General features: G+C 71.7%; 18 protein-coding genes. 6 read left to right on the top strand and 12 right to left on the bottom strand.

Annotated features, from left to right (window positions below; all coding sequences use genetic code 11):
* Positions 1-51: 51 nt before the first annotated feature.
* A complete protein-coding gene (locus RGI145_RS03100) occupies positions 52-603 on the top strand; it encodes a 3'-5' exonuclease (RefSeq protein ID WP_075797193.1) in 552 nt (183 codons plus the stop codon).
* Between the two features lie 41 nt (positions 604-644).
* Here the strand turns inward: RGI145_RS03100 and RGI145_RS03095 are convergent, their stop codons facing one another.
* The 3 genes from RGI145_RS03095 to RGI145_RS03085 form a co-directional block, all read right to left on the bottom strand.
* A complete protein-coding gene (locus RGI145_RS03095) occupies positions 645-857 on the bottom strand; it encodes a hypothetical protein (RefSeq protein WP_027282600.1) in 213 nt (70 codons plus the stop codon).
* Between the two features lie 109 nt (positions 858-966).
* A complete protein-coding gene (locus RGI145_RS03090) occupies positions 967-2,529 on the bottom strand; it encodes a D-aminopeptidase (RefSeq protein WP_075799786.1) in 1,563 nt (520 codons plus the stop codon).
* A gap of 58 nt (positions 2,530-2,587) precedes the next feature.
* Positions 2,588-2,968 (bottom strand): winged helix-turn-helix transcriptional regulator, encoded by a 381-nt coding sequence (locus tag RGI145_RS03085; RefSeq protein WP_075797192.1) that lies wholly within the window; start codon positions 2,966-2,968, stop codon positions 2,588-2,590.
* Positions 2,969-3,072: 104 nt separating this feature from the next.
* Here RGI145_RS03085 and RGI145_RS03080 point away from each other — a divergent pair, with 104 nt between their 5' ends.
* Positions 3,073-4,134: an SDR family oxidoreductase gene (locus RGI145_RS03080; RefSeq protein ID WP_075797191.1), complete on the top strand. Its 1,062-nt coding sequence runs from the start codon at positions 3,073-3,075 to the stop codon at positions 4,132-4,134.
* A 46-nt stretch (positions 4,135-4,180) separates the two neighbouring features.
* Here the strand turns inward: RGI145_RS03080 and RGI145_RS03075 are convergent, their stop codons facing one another.
* Complete coding sequence (locus tag RGI145_RS03075; protein WP_075797190.1) at positions 4,181-5,032, bottom strand: uroporphyrinogen-III synthase; 852 nt, start codon at positions 5,030-5,032, stop codon at positions 4,181-4,183.
* 100 nt (positions 5,033-5,132) lie between these two features.
* On the opposite strand from RGI145_RS03075, the gene RGI145_RS03070 reads away from it, so the two are divergent.
* Positions 5,133-5,411, top strand: coding sequence for a DUF3072 domain-containing protein (locus RGI145_RS03070; protein ID WP_075797189.1), 279 nt, complete (start codon positions 5,133-5,135; stop codon positions 5,409-5,411).
* A gap of 85 nt (positions 5,412-5,496) precedes the next feature.
* Here RGI145_RS03070 and RGI145_RS03065 read toward each other — a convergent pair whose 3' ends face one another.
* Positions 5,497-6,048 carry a nucleoside 2-deoxyribosyltransferase gene (locus RGI145_RS03065; RefSeq protein WP_075797188.1) on the bottom strand — a complete coding sequence of 184 codons (552 nt, stop codon included), beginning with the start codon at positions 6,046-6,048 and terminating at the stop codon, positions 5,497-5,499.
* A 177-nt stretch (positions 6,049-6,225) separates the two neighbouring features.
* Here RGI145_RS03065 and RGI145_RS03060 point away from each other — a divergent pair, with 177 nt between their 5' ends.
* The gene (locus RGI145_RS03060; protein ID WP_156878412.1) at positions 6,226-6,813 is read left to right on the top strand and encodes a hypothetical protein; all 588 of its coding nucleotides are present in this window, start codon (positions 6,226-6,228) and stop codon (positions 6,811-6,813) included.
* 27 nt (positions 6,814-6,840) lie between these two features.
* Here RGI145_RS03060 and RGI145_RS03055 read toward each other — a convergent pair whose 3' ends face one another.
* Complete coding sequence (locus RGI145_RS03055) at positions 6,841-7,488, bottom strand: glutathione S-transferase (protein ID WP_237183188.1); 648 nt, start codon at positions 7,486-7,488, stop codon at positions 6,841-6,843.
* A gap of 302 nt (positions 7,489-7,790) precedes the next feature.
* Between RGI145_RS03055 and RGI145_RS03050 the strand changes: the two genes are divergently transcribed.
* On the top strand, positions 7,791-9,020 hold the full coding sequence (locus RGI145_RS03050; RefSeq protein ID WP_075797185.1) for a polyhydroxyalkanoate depolymerase: 1,230 nt from the start codon (positions 7,791-7,793) through the stop codon (positions 9,018-9,020).
* A gap of 69 nt (positions 9,021-9,089) precedes the next feature.
* Here the strand turns inward: RGI145_RS03050 and RGI145_RS03045 are convergent, their stop codons facing one another.
* Positions 9,090-10,568, bottom strand: a complete 1,479-nt coding sequence (locus tag RGI145_RS03045; protein WP_075797184.1) for a M81 family metallopeptidase — start codon at positions 10,566-10,568, stop codon at positions 9,090-9,092.
* A 147-nt stretch (positions 10,569-10,715) separates the two neighbouring features.
* Between RGI145_RS03045 and RGI145_RS03040 the strand changes: the two genes are divergently transcribed.
* Positions 10,716-11,360 (top strand): nucleotidyltransferase family protein, encoded by a 645-nt coding sequence (locus tag RGI145_RS03040; protein ID WP_075797183.1) that lies wholly within the window; start codon positions 10,716-10,718, stop codon positions 11,358-11,360.
* Here the strand turns inward: RGI145_RS03040 and cdd are convergent.
* From cdd to RGI145_RS03015, 5 genes are read right to left on the bottom strand one after another with little or no spacing between them, the layout of a single operon-like run.
* A complete protein-coding gene (cdd, locus tag RGI145_RS03035) occupies positions 11,350-11,757 on the bottom strand; it encodes a cytidine deaminase (protein ID WP_075797182.1) in 408 nt (135 codons plus the stop codon). The genes RGI145_RS03040 and cdd overlap by 11 nt on opposite strands.
* A 2-nt stretch (positions 11,758-11,759) precedes the next feature.
* Complete coding sequence (locus RGI145_RS03030) at positions 11,760-12,725, bottom strand: ABC transporter permease (protein WP_208863916.1); 966 nt, start codon at positions 12,723-12,725, stop codon at positions 11,760-11,762.
* Positions 12,725-13,816: an ABC transporter permease gene (locus tag RGI145_RS03025; RefSeq protein ID WP_075797181.1), complete on the bottom strand. Its 1,092-nt coding sequence runs from the start codon at positions 13,814-13,816 to the stop codon at positions 12,725-12,727. Before RGI145_RS03025 ends, RGI145_RS03030 begins: the two co-directional genes overlap by 1 nt.
* The gene (locus tag RGI145_RS03020) at positions 13,813-15,408 is read right to left on the bottom strand and encodes an ABC transporter ATP-binding protein (RefSeq protein ID WP_237183187.1); all 1,596 of its coding nucleotides are present in this window, start codon (positions 15,406-15,408) and stop codon (positions 13,813-13,815) included. Before RGI145_RS03020 ends, RGI145_RS03025 begins: the two co-directional genes overlap by 4 nt.
* Positions 15,396-16,406 (bottom strand): BMP family lipoprotein, encoded by a 1,011-nt coding sequence (locus RGI145_RS03015; protein WP_075797180.1) that lies wholly within the window; start codon positions 16,404-16,406, stop codon positions 15,396-15,398. The genes RGI145_RS03020 and RGI145_RS03015 overlap by 13 nt, the downstream gene beginning before the upstream one ends.
* Positions 16,407-16,434 lie beyond the last annotated feature (28 nt).

Below are 16,434 nucleotides of genomic sequence, written 5' to 3'. Positions count from 1 at the left end.
TAAAGGGATGCCTTCCACCCGCTCCGGAAGGCCGGCACGGAAGGAGGCGGCATGAAGGCATTCCTGGATTTCGAGGCATCCTCCCTGGAGAAGGGCGGCTTTCCGGTCGAGGTCGGCTGGGTGCTGGAAGACGGCACGGAGGAAGCGCACCTGATCCGCCCGGCCCCGGACTGGACGGTCTGGTCGGCCGAGGCCGAGGCGATCCATCATCTCCCGCGTGCGCGGCTGGAGGCGGAAGGGGAGACGCCCGAGACGGTCGCAGCGCGCATGATGGAGGTCCTGTCGGGGCAGGAGATCCTGGCCAGCGCCCCGTCCTGGGACGGGCAGTGGCTCAGCCGCCTGCTCCGGGCGGGCGGCCTGCCGCGCCATGCGCTGCGGCTGGGCGACACCGATGCCGCCGAGATGGCCGAGGCCGACCGCATCCTCCGCGAGGCCGGCCTCGCGGAGGAGAAGCGCGCCGAACAGGTCCGGCGGATCGTGGGCGAGGCGCGGCAGGCGGACGAGGCGCTCGGCCCGCCGGAGCACCGCGCCCTGGCCGATGCACGCCGGGCCCACCGTCTCTTCGAGGCCGTACGCCAGGCGGCGCAGGCCGTCGTGGAGTAGCACAGGGCCGCCGCGACGGCGCAAGGATAGGATGCCGGCCTTCAGCCGGTGCCGCCGTCATCTGTCTTGTCGCTGCGGGCCTGTTCCCGCAGCTGTTCCAGCGTCAGCCCGGCCGGGGTGGAGCCGGCCAGCGTCCCGTCGCCGGCCTCCTCGTGGGCCTTGTCGGTCGGCGCCCCTTCGGGCGTGTGGCTGGGCCCCTTGGCCTTGGTGGGGTCCTCGGCGCCGCTGTCTCCTGGCTTCCGCGCATCGCTCATCGGGCCTCTCCGCTGTCCGGGGGCGCCATGCCCCTCCTCCGGAAACACAACGCCCGGGCGCCGCCCTTGTATGCCCGCCGATCCGCCCCGGCGCGGGAAGCGGCGGGGCCTATGCCGCCGCGATCCGCCGGAACGGCAGGTCGCGCGCCAGCCAGCAGCCGACGCGGATCTCCTCGACCCCGCCGCCGGCATCGCGCAGGGCACGCAGGGTCCAGTCGCCGGGCGGGGCGAAGTCCAGCGCGCGGGGGCAGGGCAGCAGCAACATGTCCGAGGCGAAGGGCAGCAGGGGCTGCATCATCCCCTCCCCCAGCCGTCCGGAAAAGGCGCCGTAAAGCGCGCCCCCCGAAGCGGCGACGGTCAGCTCCGCTTCCAGTTCCTCGCAGCGGAAGCGCCCCTCGAAGCCCGGGCCGGGCTCGCCGTCGCGCGGCTCCAGCCTGGTCCGGAGATTGTCGCCGGCCCGCTCCAGGATGACGGCCCCCTCATCCCGGAACAGGCGGCTCGCGCCGCCGGCGGCACCGCCTTCCGCGCAGGCCGAGAGGATTTCCGTCCCGCCCGAGAAGCCCAGCCGCAGGCGTCCATCCGCTATCGCCTCCACCCGCGTCGCCAGCCCGGTCTCGGGCTCCAGGTAGCAGCCGGCCAGGGTCGCATCGGTGGGCGGCGGCGCCGGATCGGCCGGCAGGTCCAGCAGCGCGCCGAAAAGCTCCGCCGCGGCGGCGCGGGGATCGGCCATGTGGTTGAACAGCACCACGACGGAAACGCGTTCCGCCGCGGCATGCGCCCGGAAGCTCCGCCAGCCGCGCAGACCGCCGCCATGGGCGGTGACCTCGCGCCCCAGCAGCCGGCCCCGCCCCAGGCCGAAGCCATAGGTGGCGGGACTGCCGTCCCGGAAGGCGACCGGCGCGGAAAGCCGGTTGTAGAGCCCCGCCACCTCGTCCCGGGCCGCGTCGATGAAGCGCTCCCAGGCGATCATGTCCTCCAGCGAGGCGGCGAGGCCGGCATCGCCCGTCCAGTGGATATGGTTCTCCGCCGCACGGAAGCCGCCCGCCAGCGAGCCCTCATAGCCGATCGTGCCGTCCCGCACCGCCGAGGTGTCCGGGTTCAGCGCCGCGTCCGGCATCTCCGCGCGGTCGAGGATGCGTTCGCGCAGCAGCGTCGCGAAATCCTGGCCGGTGCGGCGCTCGATGATCTCCGAGAGGAGGCGGAAGTTCTGGTTGACGTAGGAGAAGCGCGTGCCGGGCCGGAAATGCAGCGTGCGCGTCCGCCCGATCAGCCAGCGCGCCTCCTCCGGCCCGAAATGCCCTTCGACCGGCGCACCGCAGAGCATCGCCTCCGCCCAGTAGTCCCGCAGCCCCGACTGGTTGTGGCAAAGGTCGAGGATGCCGGGCGCCTCGCCCGCCAGATCCGGCATCAGCCGGCGGATTTCGTCATCCAGGACCGTGGGATCGGGGAAGAGATCGAGCAGCAGGGCGCAGGTGAACTGCTTGGTGATGGAGCAGACCAGGAAGGGCGTCCGCCCGGTGAAGGGCAGCCGCCGCCCGGCATCCGCCCAGCCCCAGCAGCGGCTCGCCACCACCTGGCCCTCGCGCAGCACCGCCACGGCGCCGCCGGGGCCGGGATAGCGGGCGGGCAGGCTGTCGAGGACTCGGTCGAGGCGGCTGGCGGTCTGGCTCATGCGCGGCATTGAACCGCCTCCCGCCGGCCGCGCAAATCCCTTCCTCCGGGCGCACGTCCTAGCCGCGCCGCGAGGTCGCCCTCGGCGCGAGACTGTCGAGCGCGTCGGCATTGCGGCGCCCCCAGTCGTAGAGCAGCTCGACCGGCTCCACGAAGCGCCGCCCCAGCGCCGTCAGCCGGTATTCCACCGCCGGCGGCACGGTGCCCTGGACATGGCGGGAGACCAGGCCGCTCGCCTCCATCTCGCGCAGCGTCTGGGTCAGCATCTTCTTGGAGATGCCGGGCAGGCTGCGCTGCAGAACGCCGGTCCGCGCCTCGCCGCCATGGAGGGCATGGAGCGTGTGCAGGATCATGCTGGTCCACTTGGTCGCGAAGAGTTCCAGCACGCGTCGCGGCGCGCAGTCCTCGCCCCAGGCTTCCTCCGGCGTACCGGGCCGCATCGGTGGTCACCTCCTGGTGCCTATGTCCCCAACCGGTGCCGTCTAGAACATCCCGCTCTCCCTGCCCAGTTTCGCCCCCGAACAGCGGAGGCGAGAGCAGGCCCATGACGAAGACGGCACTGGTGGTGGGGGCGGGCGGCATCGTCGGCGGTGCGACGGCAGCGCATCTGGCGGCGGAAGGATGGACGGTGCATGGCCTCGCCCGCCGCCCTCCGGCGCAGCCGGGCGTACAGCCGGTCAGCGCCGACCTGCAGGACGCCGCCGGCACCGCCGCGGCCCTGGCGGAGCTGCGGCCCGAGGCGGTGTTCATCGCCACCTGGCTCCGCCAGGACAGCGAGGCGGCCAATATCCGGGTCAACGCCGCCATGGTGCGGAACCTGCTCGACGCGTTGCGGCCGGGCGGCGGGGTGCGGCATGTCGCGCTGGTCACGGGGCTGAAGCACTATCTCGGCCCCTTCGAGACCTACGGGAAGGGCGTGCTGCCGCAGACCCCCTTCCGCGAGGACCAGCCGCGCCTGGAGGTGGAGAACTTCTACTACGCGCAGGAGGACGAGCTCTTCGCCGCCGCCGCGCGCGACGGCTTCTCCTGGAGCGTCCATCGCCCGCACACGGTGATCGGCAAGGCGGTCGGCAACGCGATGAACATGGGCACCACCCTGGCCGCCTATGCCACGCTGTGCCGGGAGCTGGGGCGCCCCTTCCGCTTCCCCGGTTCCGCCGCGCAGTGGAACGGGCTGACCGACATGACGGATGCGCGGCTGCTGGCCCGGCACCTGCTCTGGGCCGCCACCACCCCGGCGGCGCGCGACGAGGCCTTCAACGTGGTCGATGGCGACATCTTCCGCTGGAGCTGGATGTGGGGGCGGATCGCCAATTGGTTCGGCCTGGAACCCGCCCCGTTCGACGGCACGCCGCAGCCGCTGGAGCGGCAGATGGCGGGCGACGACGAGGCCTGGCGCGCCATCGCCGCGCGGCACGGGCTGGCGGAGGCCGATCTGCGCCGCCTCGCTTCCCCCTGGCACACCGATGCCGATCTCGGCCGCCCGATCGAGGTGGTGACGGACATGAGCAAGAGCCGGCGCCTGGGCTTCACTGCCTATCAGCCGACGGACGAGGCCTTCTTCGATCTCTTCGCGCAGCTCCGCGCCGACTGCCTGATCCCCTGACGGCACAGGAGCATCCCCCCCGGTGGGCGGAGGCGTCGCGGCCGGATCAGCCGATCGCCGCGACGATCTCGCCCACCATCGGCTTGAGGTGGAAGTTCTCGCCCGGCTGCATGGCGACATGGCCGCCCGCCTCCTCCACCGCCCGCGCCACCAGCGGTCCCACGGCGGCGATGCGGGTGCGGGCCAGGGCTTCGGCCAGCAGCGCTTCCTCGCCGCTGGCCTTCGCCACCTCGCGCAGGCGCCGCACCTGGGGAGAGGAGGTGAAGGCGATCAGGTCCACCGCCCCCTCCGCCATCTCGCGGATCACCGCCAGCACCCGTCCGTCATCCTCCTTCGAGGCATAGGCATAGGGCACCACCGGATCGGGCCGGGCGCCGCGATCGCGCAGGAAGCCCAGCAGCGCCTCGTTGGGATTGTCGGGATAGAGCTGCACCGCCACGCGCCGCCCTTCCAGCGGCAGGGGTTCCAGCGCGGCGATCACCCCGGCCGTGGTCGGCGTGGCCGCGGAGATGTCGGGCCCCAGGCCCAGGCTCCGCAGCCGGGCCGTCGGCTTGGGCCCGCGCACGATGCGGCGCGCCCCGGACAGCGCGGCGCGGAAGCCCTCCGCCAGCCCGGCCCGTTCCGCCACGCCCATCAGGCGCGACAGCCCCTCCCCGGTCAGCAGGATCAGGTCGTCCGGCGGCGTGTCGATGAAGCGCCGCAGCCAGGCCTCGGCGGGCGCCGGGTCCTCCAGGTCGAGGATGGCGACCAGCGGGCAGCGCAGCACCGTGGCCCCCTGGCGCTCCAGCATCCGGGCCATGGTTTCCAGCTCGCGCGTTTCCGGCACCACGACACGGCGGCCGGCCAGCGGCCCGGCCGCGCCCTGATTCCCTGTCTCGGCATCCACGGAGCTGCTCATGGGCTCTTCCCTGGTCTTCCGCTCCGGCCGGGGAAGGCACCGCGAAACCCCGGCCGGATGCGAACGTTTGGAGAACGATCAACACGAGGATGCCAGATCCATGGCCCAGAAGCACGGCCAGCACGCCGAATCCGCCCAGAAGGCGACCCAGGACGTGACGGAGAATCCCAAGACCGATCCCGATCCCGGCTCCAACACGGTGAAGGACCCGGACAACTGGACCACCGGCGACGAGGCGATGACCGGCGCCCAGGCCAGCTATCTGAAGACGCTGAGCGAGGAGGCCGGCGAGGAGTTCGACCCGTCGCTCAGCAAGGCGGAGGCCTCCAAGCGGATCGACGCGCTGCAGGCCAAGACCGGTCGCGGCCGCGACCATTAGGCCAGGACAGGAGCGCGACGCCGCCCTGTCGGCGCGAGGCGAGGGTCCACCCGTGAACCCCGCCTCTCCGCGCGCCCCTTGGGGCCTATTCTCCCCGCAGGCCCAGCTTCACCGCCGCCTGGGCCACGCAGAGTTCGAACACATCCAGCGCGTCGAAGGCCCGGTCCCGCCCATCCGGCGGCAGCACCATGGGCAGCCCGCCGCCATCCAGCACCGCGCCGGGGATCATCAGGTTGTCGGGCGCCCCGAATCCTTCGATGGTGATGCCCTCCAGCGGGTCCGGCACCGCCGCCACCTGCGCCCGGCTGCGCGTCTCGAAGAGGCTGGCGCTGTTGGAATAGCCGAAGATCGGCTTGCCACGCCCGAGGAACCAGCCGATCTCCACCAGCGTGCCCGAATCGGCGGAGGGACCGCGGAAAGGCGTGAGGTTCGCGATCACGATGTCGCATTCCTCCATCATCGCCACATCCTTGCGATAGATGCCGAGCCAGGTGGTCTCCGCCGCCAGCCCCTCCGCATCCTCGTTCAGCGGCGGGCGCCCGGTGATGCCATAGCGGGCGCAGATCCCGGTCTTGCGGCGCGCATGCTCGCGCGCCTTCGGCAGGAACACGTCCGGCCCGGCCAGATAGGCCCTCATCCCGCTGTCTCCCTCGGCTGTCCCGCCCCTCTGTCGCGCGGGCGCGGCCCGGCGTCCAGGGGATCGGGGCGCCGCCGGCCCCGGCCCCCCTTCGCCGGAAAGGCGGCCGGCCCTGCCGTGGTCCGCCGGTCGCGCTCTGCCTTGCCGCGGGCCCCGCGCCGGTGCCATTGAGACCGGATGGCCCGTGACCACCTTTCTCCGTTCCTCTTGCCGCTGGGCCTCGCCCTGCTGCTGGCCGCCTGTGCCACGCCGCAGCCCCCGATCGTGGCGGGCCAGCCCCTGCCGCCGCAGGAGCCGGTCTCGGTCCAGGTCAAGGACGAGCCGGACCAGCCCTTCCTGGTCTACAGCGTCACCCCGAGGATCGAGGAATACCCGGACGGCCCGCCCCTGCCCCGCGTCCTGACCGCGCTGGGCGCCGGGCGGGCGCGGCAGGATGCGCGGGAGAGGATCTTCCGCGCCACGATCGAGGTGACCTATGCCGGGCCGGGCCGGCAGCGCTTCGTGAGCATCAGCATGGCCAACCACGTCCCCGCCCCGATCCGGGAGATCGACCACACGCTGCGCTGCGGCCAGGGGCCTTCGGGGCGGGACTGCCTCTACACGGAAACCGTGGCGAGCTTCTTTCCGGAGATGGAGCTGCGCGCGGCGGCGGCGGCGAACCAGCCGCTGCGCTTCCGGCTCAACGGGTCCCGGCCGGTCGAGGCCTCTCTGCCGCCGGACCGGGTGCGGGCCCTGCTGGCCAGGATGGATGCCGCCGGGGCCTGAACCCGTTTTCTCTCGCTGGAGCCGGGTTCAGAACTCGGCCTCCAAGTCCAGCTCCGTGACATGCTCCGGCTCGACCTTCGCCGCCTCGACCCATTCGGCCATGTCGGGCCAGGACATGATGGTGTCGGCATAGCGGGCCGCGGCGCCATCCAGGCGGACGCCATAGGTCAGGAAGCGCGTCACCACCGGCGCGTACATGGCATCGGCGATGCCGGGCCTGTCGCCGAAGAGCCACGGCCCACCCCATTTGCCCAGGCACTCGTTCCAGATCGTCAGGATGCGCTCGATATCGGCCTTCGGCCCCGACCAGAGCGTGAAATCCGGCACATGTGTCCGCAGGTTCATCGGCAGCGAGGAACGCAGCGCCGAGAAGCCGGAATGCATCTCCCCCGAGATCGAGCGGCTGCGCGCCCGCGCCGCCCGGTCATCGGGCAGGAGGCCGGCTTTGGGGAAGGTCTCGTTCAGGTATTCGGCGATGGCCAGCGTGTCCCAGACCGTGACCTCCCCATGGATCAGGCAGGGCAGCAGAATGGAGGAGGAGCGCATCAGCAGCTCCGCCCGGGCCGCCGGATCGTCCGCCGCCGCAACGGAAACCTCGACCTCCAGCCCCGTCAGGCGGCAGAGTAGCCAGCCACGCAGCGACCAGGAGGAATAGTTGCGACTGCTGATCAGCAATCTGGCATCCGCCATGGCACCTGGCCTCCGGCCCTGAATCCGACAGGAGGCAGCTTAGGCGCTTCGGTCCCGCCAGGGAATCGCGCGCTTCCGGCATCGGGCGGTCCTGCCCACCCGCCGGCCCGCCGGCACCCGCATCGCCGGTCCGGGGCCGGCATGGCCGGCTCCCCTGGCCGGGCCGGATGCATTTCGCCTTGGGCCTTCGCCGTGGCACGCTATATGTTGCGTCGCAGCAAACCCGGCCGACGGGCACGACACGTCCCGATCCGGCCCATGGTCCTGCGCGGAGACCGATCGGACCCATGAACTACGCGCTTTACCAATCCGGGACCGACCTTCTGGCTCCCTGGCAGGGTTTCGCCCACGGGCTGGCGCCGCTGCTGCGGCCGCTGCATCCGTTGCAGCCGGGGGCCGCCCTGCTCCGCCGGGCCTCGGCGGCGCTGGAGGTCCTGTCCGAGCTCCGCGTCACCCACAAGCGGCCGGCCTTCAACCTCGCCCCCGTCCGCATGGGCAATGCCCTGGCCGAAATCGGGGAGGAGGAGGTCTTCGCCACCCCCTTCGGCCGCCTCCTGCACTTCCGCAAGGACAGCGACCTGCCGCAGCCGCGCGTGCTGGTGGTGGCGCCGATGTCGGGGCATTTCGCCACCCTGCTGCGCGGCACGGTGCAGGTGCTGCTGCAGGACCACGACGTCTATATCACCGACTGGGCCAATGCCCGCGACGTGCCGGCCGAGGCTGGTCGCTTCGACCTCGACGACTGCATCGGGCACATCATCCGCTTCCTGGAGGAGATGGGCGGCGAGGAACGTGCGCCCACCCATGTCCTCGCCGTCTGCCAGCCGGCGGTGCCGGTGCTGGCCGCCGTCTCGGTCATGGCGCAGACCCGCAACCGGCACCAGCCGCGCTCCATGACGCTGATGGCCGGGCCGATCGACACGCGGCTGAACCCGACCGAGGTGAACCGCCTCGCACAGTCGAAGCCCATCGAGTGGTTCGAGCGGGAGCTGATCGACACCGTGCCCTGGCGCTTCGCCGGGCATGGGCGCCGCGTCTATCCCGGCGTGACCCAGCTCAGCGCCTTCATGTCGATGAACCTGCACCGGCATGGCCGCGCCTTCGCCACGCAGTACGAGAACATCGCCGCCGGCGCCCTGGCCGCCTCGGAAGCGCACAAGCGCTTCTACGGGGAGTATTTCGCGGTGATGGACCTCACCGCCGAATTCTACCTCCAGACCGTCCGCTCCGCCTTCCAGGAGAACGAGTTGCCGCGCGGCACCATGCACTGGCGCGGCGAGCGGGTGCGGCCGGATGCGATCCGCCGCACCGCGCTGCTGACCGTGGAGGGCGAGAACGACGACATCTGCGGCATCGGCCAGACCATGGCGGCGCTGGACCTGTGCAGCGGCATCCCCGTCACGATGAAGCGCCACCACCTGCAGACCGGCGTCGGCCATTACGGCGTCTTCAACGGCCGCCGCTGGGCGAACGAGATCTATCCGGTGGTGCGGGAGATGATCCAGACGACGAGCTGACGCCGGGCGCCACCCGCGCTCCGGCGAGAGTGGCGCGATGGTGGTGCGGGCCGGAAGGAGGCGCGACGCTCACAGGAGCAGCCGCCCCTCCGCCTCCGTGTCCAGCGGCCGGATCGGACGCGCCACCCTGGACCAGGGATAGCGGCGGTAATCCGTGGCCAGGAGCCCGTCGCCGGTCGCATAGAGAACCGCGGCCGAGATCGGCGCGAAGGACGCATGGAAATGCTGGTTGGACTTCACCACCAGCAGCCTCTCGCCGGCCGGGTCGATCCCCATGTTCGAGAAAAGGTCATGGCCCATGGCCTGGCGCCGCCGGGACACCAGCACGGCGCCGACCCCCTCCGTGGTGCGGATTCCGGCGGCATCCCCGAGATCGACCGGCCCGCCGGCGAAGCTCTGATACGCCTCGGGCACGCAGGACAGGATCTCCACCTCCGCATCCAGCGGCTGCCCCGAGGCCCAGCAGGCCTTGCCCCCGATCCGCAGGCGCATCCTCGCACCGGGCCCGGCGTCGAAGGCCATGCGGACCGCGACCGGATCCCAGATCGGCCCGACCGAGGCGCCGGCGATGCCACCCTCGGTCAGCAGGCGCAGGAATGTGGTGTTGTCCGACGGAGCGCCGCCGCCGGCATTGTCCGAGGTATCGGCGATGGTCACGGGCGCTCCCGCCGTCGCGGCAAGCCGCAGCCCTTCGGCGAGGGCCTCCGCCGGCTCCAGGAAGTGCTTCGCGGGATGGGCATGGATCGCGGCCATGGCCTCGCCGAACTCGCGGGCCAGACGGTCGCCCACAGGCTTGGCATCGTCCGTGACGACCAGCACCCGCGCGCCGCTCTCCGGCACGTCGCCCGACGGGAAGCCATGGCCCAGCGAGATGGAGAGCACGCCCGCCTGGCCTTCCAGCGCCATCGCGCGATCGACCAGCCCGCGCATCGGCTGCGCGGTGGTGGGGAAGGAGGCGATCAGCCGGCAGTCCCAGAGCGACATCACCGGGCGGATCCGCCCGCGCAGGGTCGCCAGGACCAGGTCGAGCAGTTCCTCGCCGCGCTCGACGAAATCGGTGTGCGGGTATTCCTTGTACAGGACGATGATGTCCGCGAGTTCGCAGCGCCGGACGGTGAGGTGGCAATGCGGGTCGAGCTCGACGCCGATCACCGCCTCCGGCCCGACCATGCGGCGGACATGTTCCAGCAGATCGGCTTCGCAGTCGTCATAGCCCTGCGCCACCATCGCGCCGTGCAGGCCGAGCATCACCGCATCGACGGGCAGCGCCGCACGGAGCTGCCCCAGTATCTCGTCACGCATCCGCTCATAGGCGCCGCGGCTGGCCATCCCGCCCGGCATGGCCCAGAAGCAGGAGCCAGGGATGAATTCGTACCCATCGGTCGCCGCGCGACGGCGGGTCACCCAGAAGGCGGCCGTCTGCATGGTCGGCTCGGCCAGATGCTCGCCGGGCCGCCAGGCCTGCTGATCCAGGAAGCTCTGATAGCTCGTCGGCATCGGCGAGAAGGTATTGGTCTCCAGGGCCAGACAGGCGGAGAAAATGCGCATGGCGAATCCTCGTGCGGAGAGACACGGCGCGCCATGATCCCAGGGCGTCGGCCGGATATACCATGGTGCAGGGATGTCGTTCCTGGCTGTCGCGACCCTTTTCCGCCAGATCGGCCGCCAGTCCCGCCCCAGGGAGAGATTCACCTCATGCCGGACCGGTATCGCCCGGGATCTTCCGCCGCCCCCTCCACGGGCACGTCCGCCGGATCCTTCCTGGCGCAAGTCTCGGCCAACCCGGTCAATGCCGCCCTGCTGGAGCGCCTGCCGGCGCTGGGGCTGCCACAGGGCTTCCTGACGGCGGGCTGCCTGTTCCAGGCGGTGTGGAACCACCGCTCCGGCCAGCCCGCCGGCCGTGGCGTCGAGGATTACGACGTCTTCTACTTCGATGACCGGGACCTGTCCTGGGAGGCCGAGGATGCCGTGATCCGGCGCGTCGCCGAGGCCACGCGCGACCTGACCGAGGAGACGGGCGCGGTGATCGAGGTGAAGAACCAGGCCCGTGTGCATCTCTGGTACGAGCGGCGCTTCGGCTCGCCCTATCCCAGGCTGACCTCGGCCCGCGACGGGATCGGCCGCTACCTCGTCTCCTGCACCTGCATCGGCATCGAGGCGGCCAGCGGCGCGATCCACGCCCCAGACGGCTTCGGCGACCTGGAGGCCGGAATCCTGCGCATGAACCCGCTGAGCGGGGACCGTTCCGACCTGTTCCGGCGCAAGGCGGAATCCTACCGCGCCCGCTGGCCCTGGCTGACGGTCGCAACAGACGGAGTGGGATGCGGGCTCAGTCCATAAAGCTCCCCGGCCCGAAACTGTCCGGCAGCAGCTCGCCCAGGCGGCGCAGCAGCACGGTCTCCCCCGCCGCATCCACCATCCGCACCGTGGTCGCCGCGGTGCCGAATTCCCGCAGCTTCTGCCGGCAGCCGCCGCAGGGGGTGCAGGGCTCCTTCGCCTCGGCGGCCACCACCACCTCCGCGATGCGCCGGCCGCCGCCACCCATCACCATGGCGGCGATCGCCCCGGCCTCGGCGCAGGTGCCCTCGGGAAAGGCGGCATTCTCCACATTGCAGCCGGCGAAGACGGCACCGTCCTCCGTCCGCAGCGCGGCGCCGACCTGGAAGCGGGAATAGGGCGCATAGGCCCGCTCCCGCGCCCTCAGCGCGGCCGATACCAGCTCGTCGGGCCCGGACATGCTCAGCGTTCCTTCACATAGGGGATGCCGCTGGCCCTGGGCGGGACGGAGCGCCCGACGAAGCCGGCCAGCAGGATCACCGTCAGCAGATAGGGCAGCGCCTGCACCGCCTGCACGGGGAAATCCCCGATCAGCGGCACGGGCACGCCCTGCATGCGGATCGCCACCGCGTCCAGCACGCCGAAGCCCAGGCAGGTGAGCAGGATCGGCCAGGGCCGCCACTTGCCCAGGATCATCGCCGCCAGCGCGATGAAGCCCCGCCCCGCCACCATGTCGCGCACGAAGCCCGCCCCCTGCGCGGTGGCGATCGTCGCGCCCGCGATGCCGCAGAGCAGCGCCGCGATGACGACGCCGGCATAACGCAGCCCGGACACCGAGATCCCCGCCGTGTCCACCGCCGCCGGGTTCTCCCCCGCCGCGCGCAAACGCAGTCCGAAGCGCGTCCGCCCCAGCACCCAGGCGGACAGCGGCACCAGCAGCAGCGCCAGATAGACCGGCAGGGTCTGGCCGCTGACCACCACGGCATAGAAGCGCCCCAGCACCGGCACCTCCGCCAGCGCCGCCGCCCCCGGCAGGGCGATGCCCAGGAAGCGCCCGGAGGCCGGCAGGGGCGGCGTCTGCCCGCCCTGGCGGAACCAGGCGAGCGCCAGCACCGCCGTCAGCCCCGAGGCCAAGATGTTGATCGCCATGCCGGAGACGACCTGGTTGCCGCGCAGGGTGATGCAGGCCCAGCCATGCACCAGCCCCAGCGCCAGCGCCGCCGCCATGGCCGCCAGCAGGCCGAGCATCACATCGCCCGTCACCGCCGCGGTGGCGGCGGAGGCGAAGGCGCCGACCAGCATCTTGCCCTCCAGCCCGACATCCACGATGCCCGAGCGTTCGGTGAAGAGCCCCGCCAGAGCCGCCAGGATCAGCGGCGCCGCGGTGCGCAGCGTCGCCGCCAGGATGGAAAGGACGAGGTCCTCCATCAGGCGGCCACCCGCCGGGGCGCCAGCAGCCGCGCCAGCGCCGGACGGAACAGGTTGCCCAGCGCCCCGGTGAAGAGGATGACCAGCCCCTGGATCATGATCACCATCTGCGCCGGCACGTCCGGCATCTCGAAGGCCAGCTCCGCCCCGCCCTGGGTCAGCGCGCCGAAGAGCAGCGCCGCCAACACCGTACCGAAGGGATGGTTGCGCCCCATCAGCGCCACGGCGATGCCGGTGAAGCCATAGCCGCCGGTGAAGCCGATCAGCAGCTTGTGCTGCGCCCCCAGCAGCTCGTTCACCGCCACGCCCGAAGCCAGCGCGCCGGACAGCGCCATGACCAGCACGATCTGCCGCCTCGCGTCGATGCCGGCATAGGCGGCCACGGCCGGGCTCACCCCCGAGACCCGCACGCCATAGCCCCAGGGCGTACGCCAGACCAGCAGCCAGACCGCGACGGCGCAGAGCAGCGCCAGCGGCAGGGCGAGGTTCACCGGCACGTCGGGCGAGAAGCCGAGGAAGCCGAGCCCCGGCAGATGCGCCGCCCCGGTGAATTCCCGCGTTTCCGGCGCCATGGAGCCCGGCGCGATCAGCACGTTGACGATCAGGTAGACCATCAGCGAGGCCGCCAGGAAATTGAACATGATGGTGGTGATGACGATGTGGCTGCCGCGATGCGCCTGCAGCCAGCCCGGCACGGCGCCCCAGGCCCCGCCGAAGGCGGCCCCCGCCAGGATGGCGAGCGGGATCAGCAGCGGCGCGGGAAGGAATTCCAGATTCAGCGCCACCAGCGCCACGCCGAGCCCGGCGATATAGGCCTGCCCCTCGCCCCCGATGTTGAACAGCCCGCACTGGAAGGCGAGCGCCACGGCGAGGCCGGCGAAGATCATGTCGGTCGTGTAGTAGAGCGTGTAGCCCAGCGCGTCGAAGGAGCCGAGGCTGCCCAGCACCAGCGCCTTCAGCGCCTCCAGCGGCGGCTGGCCCACGGCCAGGATCACCCCCGCCGTCACCAGCAGCGCCAGGAACAGGTTCACCAGCGGCAGCAGCACCAGATCCGCCCAGCGCGGCAGCTCCGCCGCATTGCTTCCGCTCATGCCCGGACCTCCCGCGAACCGGCCTCCCGGCCCTCCATCCCGGCGCCCGCCATCATCAGGCCGAGCCGCGCCTCGTCGGCTTCCTCCGCCGGCAGCTCGCCCATCACCCGGCCGCCGCACATCACCAGGATGCGGTCGGACAGGCGCATGATCTCGTCCAGCTCCACCGACACCACCAGCACCGCCTTGCCCGCCGCCCGCGCCGCGAGCAGCCGCGTGTGGATCGCGTCGATGCCGCCGATATCCACGCCGCGCGTCGGCTGCCCGACCAGCAGCAGGTCCGGGTCGCGCTCGATCTCGCGCCCCATGATCAGCTTCTGCTGGTTGCCGCCGGAAAAGAGCGCCGAGCGCAGGCGCGGCGCCACCGGCCGCACGTCATGCTCGCGCATCAGCCGCTCCGCATGCGCCTCGATCCGCGCCGGGTCCATCAGCCCCGCGCGCCGCCAGGCGGGGTCGTGCTCATAGCCCAGGATCGCGGAATCCATGGCCGGGAAGCCGCGCACCAGCCCGGTGCGCAGGCGGTCCTCCGGCACATGCGCCACGCGCCGGCGCCGCATCTCCGCTGGGCCGGGCATCGCACGCCCCGCCCCGCCCGGGAAGATCTCCTCCCCCCGCAGCCGGATGCGCCCCGAGCCCGGCGCCCGCATCCCGGCCAGCACCTCCAGCAACTCGCTCTGCCCGTTGCCCGCCACCCCCGCGACGCCGAGGATCTCGCCGCCGCGCAGCGCGAAGCTCACGCTGGACAGCCGCTCCACCCCGGCGGCGTCGCGCAGGCGGAGATCCTCGACCTCCAGCAGCACCGGCCCCGGCCGTGCCGGCGGCTTGGCATGGTCGCGCCGCAGGCGGCGGCCGATCATCAGCTCGCCCAGCTCCTCCGCCGAGGTCTGCGCCGTGACGCGGTGCGCCACCATCTCGCCCGCCCGCATCACCGAGACGCGGTCGGTGACCGCCATGATCTCGCGCAGCTTGTGCGTGATCAGCAGCACCGTCTTGCCCTGCGCACGCAGGGCGTGGAGCACGCGGAACAGGTCGTCCGCCTCCTGCGGCGTCAGCACGCCGGTCGGCTCGTCGAGGATCAGCACCTCGGCGCCCCGGTACAGCGCCTTGAGGATCTCCACCCGCTGCTGCGCGCCCACCGGCAGATCGCCGACCAGCGCGTCCGGATCGACCGAGAGCCCGTATTCCGCGGCGAGCCGCCCGAGCTCTGCCCGCGCCCGCGTCCGCCCCTTCGCCAGCAGGGCGCCGCCCTCGGCGCCCAGCATGACGTTCTCCAGCACGGTGAAGCTCTCCACCAGCATGAAGTGCTGGTGCACCATCTCGATGCCCAGCGCGATGGCATCGGCGCTGGTGGCGATCCGCACCTCGCGCCCGCCGACCAGGATGCGGCCGGAATCGGCCGTGTAGAAGCCGTTCAGGATCGACATCAGCGTCGATTTCCCGGCCCCGTTCTCGCCGATGATGCCGTGGATCTCGCCGCGGCGGATGGTGAGGTCCACCGCCCGGTTCGCCTGCACCGTCCCGAAGCGCTTGCTGATCGCCACCAGCTCGATGGCGGGCGGCGCTTCGGGCGAAGGCGCGCTCAGTTCGGGCACGAATTGCTGGTCATGTAGTCATGCACCTTGACCTTGCCCGCGATGATGTCCTGCCGCGCCTGGTCCACCTTCGCGCGCATCTCGTCGGTCACGATCTTCGCGTTGTTCTCGTCGAAGGCCAGGGACACACCGTCATCCTCCAGCCCCAGCACATGCGTGCCGGCGGCGAACCTGCCCTCGCGCGCGTCCTGGAAAGCCTTCTGCACCGCGACGTCGAGACGCTTGACCATGCTGGTCAGCACATGGCCCGGATGCAGGTGGTTCTGGTTGGAATCCACGCCGATGCCGTACTTGCCTGCATCGGACGCGGCCTGCAGCACGCCGATCCCCGTGGCGCCGGCGGCCTGGAAGATCACGTCGGCGCCGCGCTCGATCTGCGAGCGCGTCAGCTCCGCCCCGCGCACCGGATCGTTCCAGGCGGTGGGGGTGGAGCCGGTCATGTTCTGCAGCACCTCGATCCCCGGCTTCGCCGCCTTCGCGCCCTGCACGTAGCCGCAGGCGAACTTGCGGATCAGCGGGATGTCCATGCCGCCGACGAAGCCGATCTTGCCGGTGCCGGAACGCAGCGCCGCCAGCATGCCGGCGAGGTAGGAGCCCTGCTCCTCGCGGAACACCACGGACTGCACGTTCGGCGCCTCGACCACCGTGTCGAGGATGATGAAATGCAGCTTCGGGAATTCCGCCGCCACCACCTTGAGCGCGCTGGCCTGGTTGAAGCCGACCGCCACGATCGGGGTCTGGCCGCGCCGCGCCAGGTTGCGCAGCGCCTGTTCCCGCTGCGTGTCGTTCTGCGGCTCGAACTCCCGCACCTCGATGCCGGTCGCCTTGGTGAAGGTCTGGGCGCCGTTGTGGACGGCCTCGTTGAAGCTCTTGTCGAACTTGCCGCCCATATCGAAGACGACGGCGGGCTTGATCTCCTCGGCCGAGGCGGGCGCAGCGAGGGGAAGCGCGGCCATTACGGGAAGGGCGCAGAGCGCGCTCAGCAGCAAGCGTCGCATGGGCAGGGTCCTCGCTCGTTCGAGCTGG

This window comes from Roseomonas gilardii (assembly GCF_001941945.1).
Classification (GTDB): domain Bacteria; phylum Pseudomonadota; class Alphaproteobacteria; order Acetobacterales; family Acetobacteraceae; genus Roseomonas.
This window is presented reverse-complemented; position numbering and strand designations above follow the sequence as displayed.

Coding starts and splice junctions, on each gene's coding strand:
- RGI145_RS03050 (WP_075797185.1), top strand. CDS start 7,791: ATGAACTACGCGCTTTACCAATCCGGGACCGACCTTCTGGCTCCCTGG.
- cdd (WP_075797182.1), bottom strand. CDS start 11,757: ATGTCCGGGCCCGACGAGCTGGTATCGGCCGCGCTGAGGGCGCGGGAG.
- RGI145_RS03090 (WP_075799786.1), bottom strand. CDS start 2,529: ATGAGCCAGACCGCCAGCCGCCTCGACCGAGTCCTCGACAGCCTGCCC.
- RGI145_RS03060 (WP_156878412.1), top strand. CDS start 6,226: ATGGCCCGTGACCACCTTTCTCCGTTCCTCTTGCCGCTGGGCCTCGCC.
- RGI145_RS03085 (WP_075797192.1), bottom strand. CDS start 2,968: ATGCGGCCCGGTACGCCGGAGGAAGCCTGGGGCGAGGACTGCGCGCCG.
- RGI145_RS03065 (WP_075797188.1), bottom strand. CDS start 6,048: ATGAGGGCCTATCTGGCCGGGCCGGACGTGTTCCTGCCGAAGGCGCGC.
- RGI145_RS03095 (WP_027282600.1), bottom strand. CDS start 857: ATGAGCGATGCGCGGAAGCCAGGAGACAGCGGCGCCGAGGACCCCACC.
- RGI145_RS03015 (WP_075797180.1), bottom strand. CDS start 16,406: ATGCGACGCTTGCTGCTGAGCGCGCTCTGCGCCCTTCCCGTAATGGCC.
- RGI145_RS03100 (WP_075797193.1), top strand. CDS start 52: ATGAAGGCATTCCTGGATTTCGAGGCATCCTCCCTGGAGAAGGGCGGC.
- RGI145_RS03030 (WP_208863916.1), bottom strand. CDS start 12,725: ATGGAGGACCTCGTCCTTTCCATCCTGGCGGCGACGCTGCGCACCGCG.
- RGI145_RS03075 (WP_075797190.1), bottom strand. CDS start 5,032: ATGAGCAGCTCCGTGGATGCCGAGACAGGGAATCAGGGCGCGGCCGGG.
- RGI145_RS03080 (WP_075797191.1), top strand. CDS start 3,073: ATGACGAAGACGGCACTGGTGGTGGGGGCGGGCGGCATCGTCGGCGGT.
- RGI145_RS03025 (WP_075797181.1), bottom strand. CDS start 13,816: ATGAGCGGAAGCAATGCGGCGGAGCTGCCGCGCTGGGCGGATCTGGTG.
- RGI145_RS03040 (WP_075797183.1), top strand. CDS start 10,716: ATGCCGGACCGGTATCGCCCGGGATCTTCCGCCGCCCCCTCCACGGGC.
- RGI145_RS03070 (WP_075797189.1), top strand. CDS start 5,133: ATGGCCCAGAAGCACGGCCAGCACGCCGAATCCGCCCAGAAGGCGACC.
- RGI145_RS03045 (WP_075797184.1), bottom strand. CDS start 10,568: ATGCGCATTTTCTCCGCCTGTCTGGCCCTGGAGACCAATACCTTCTCG.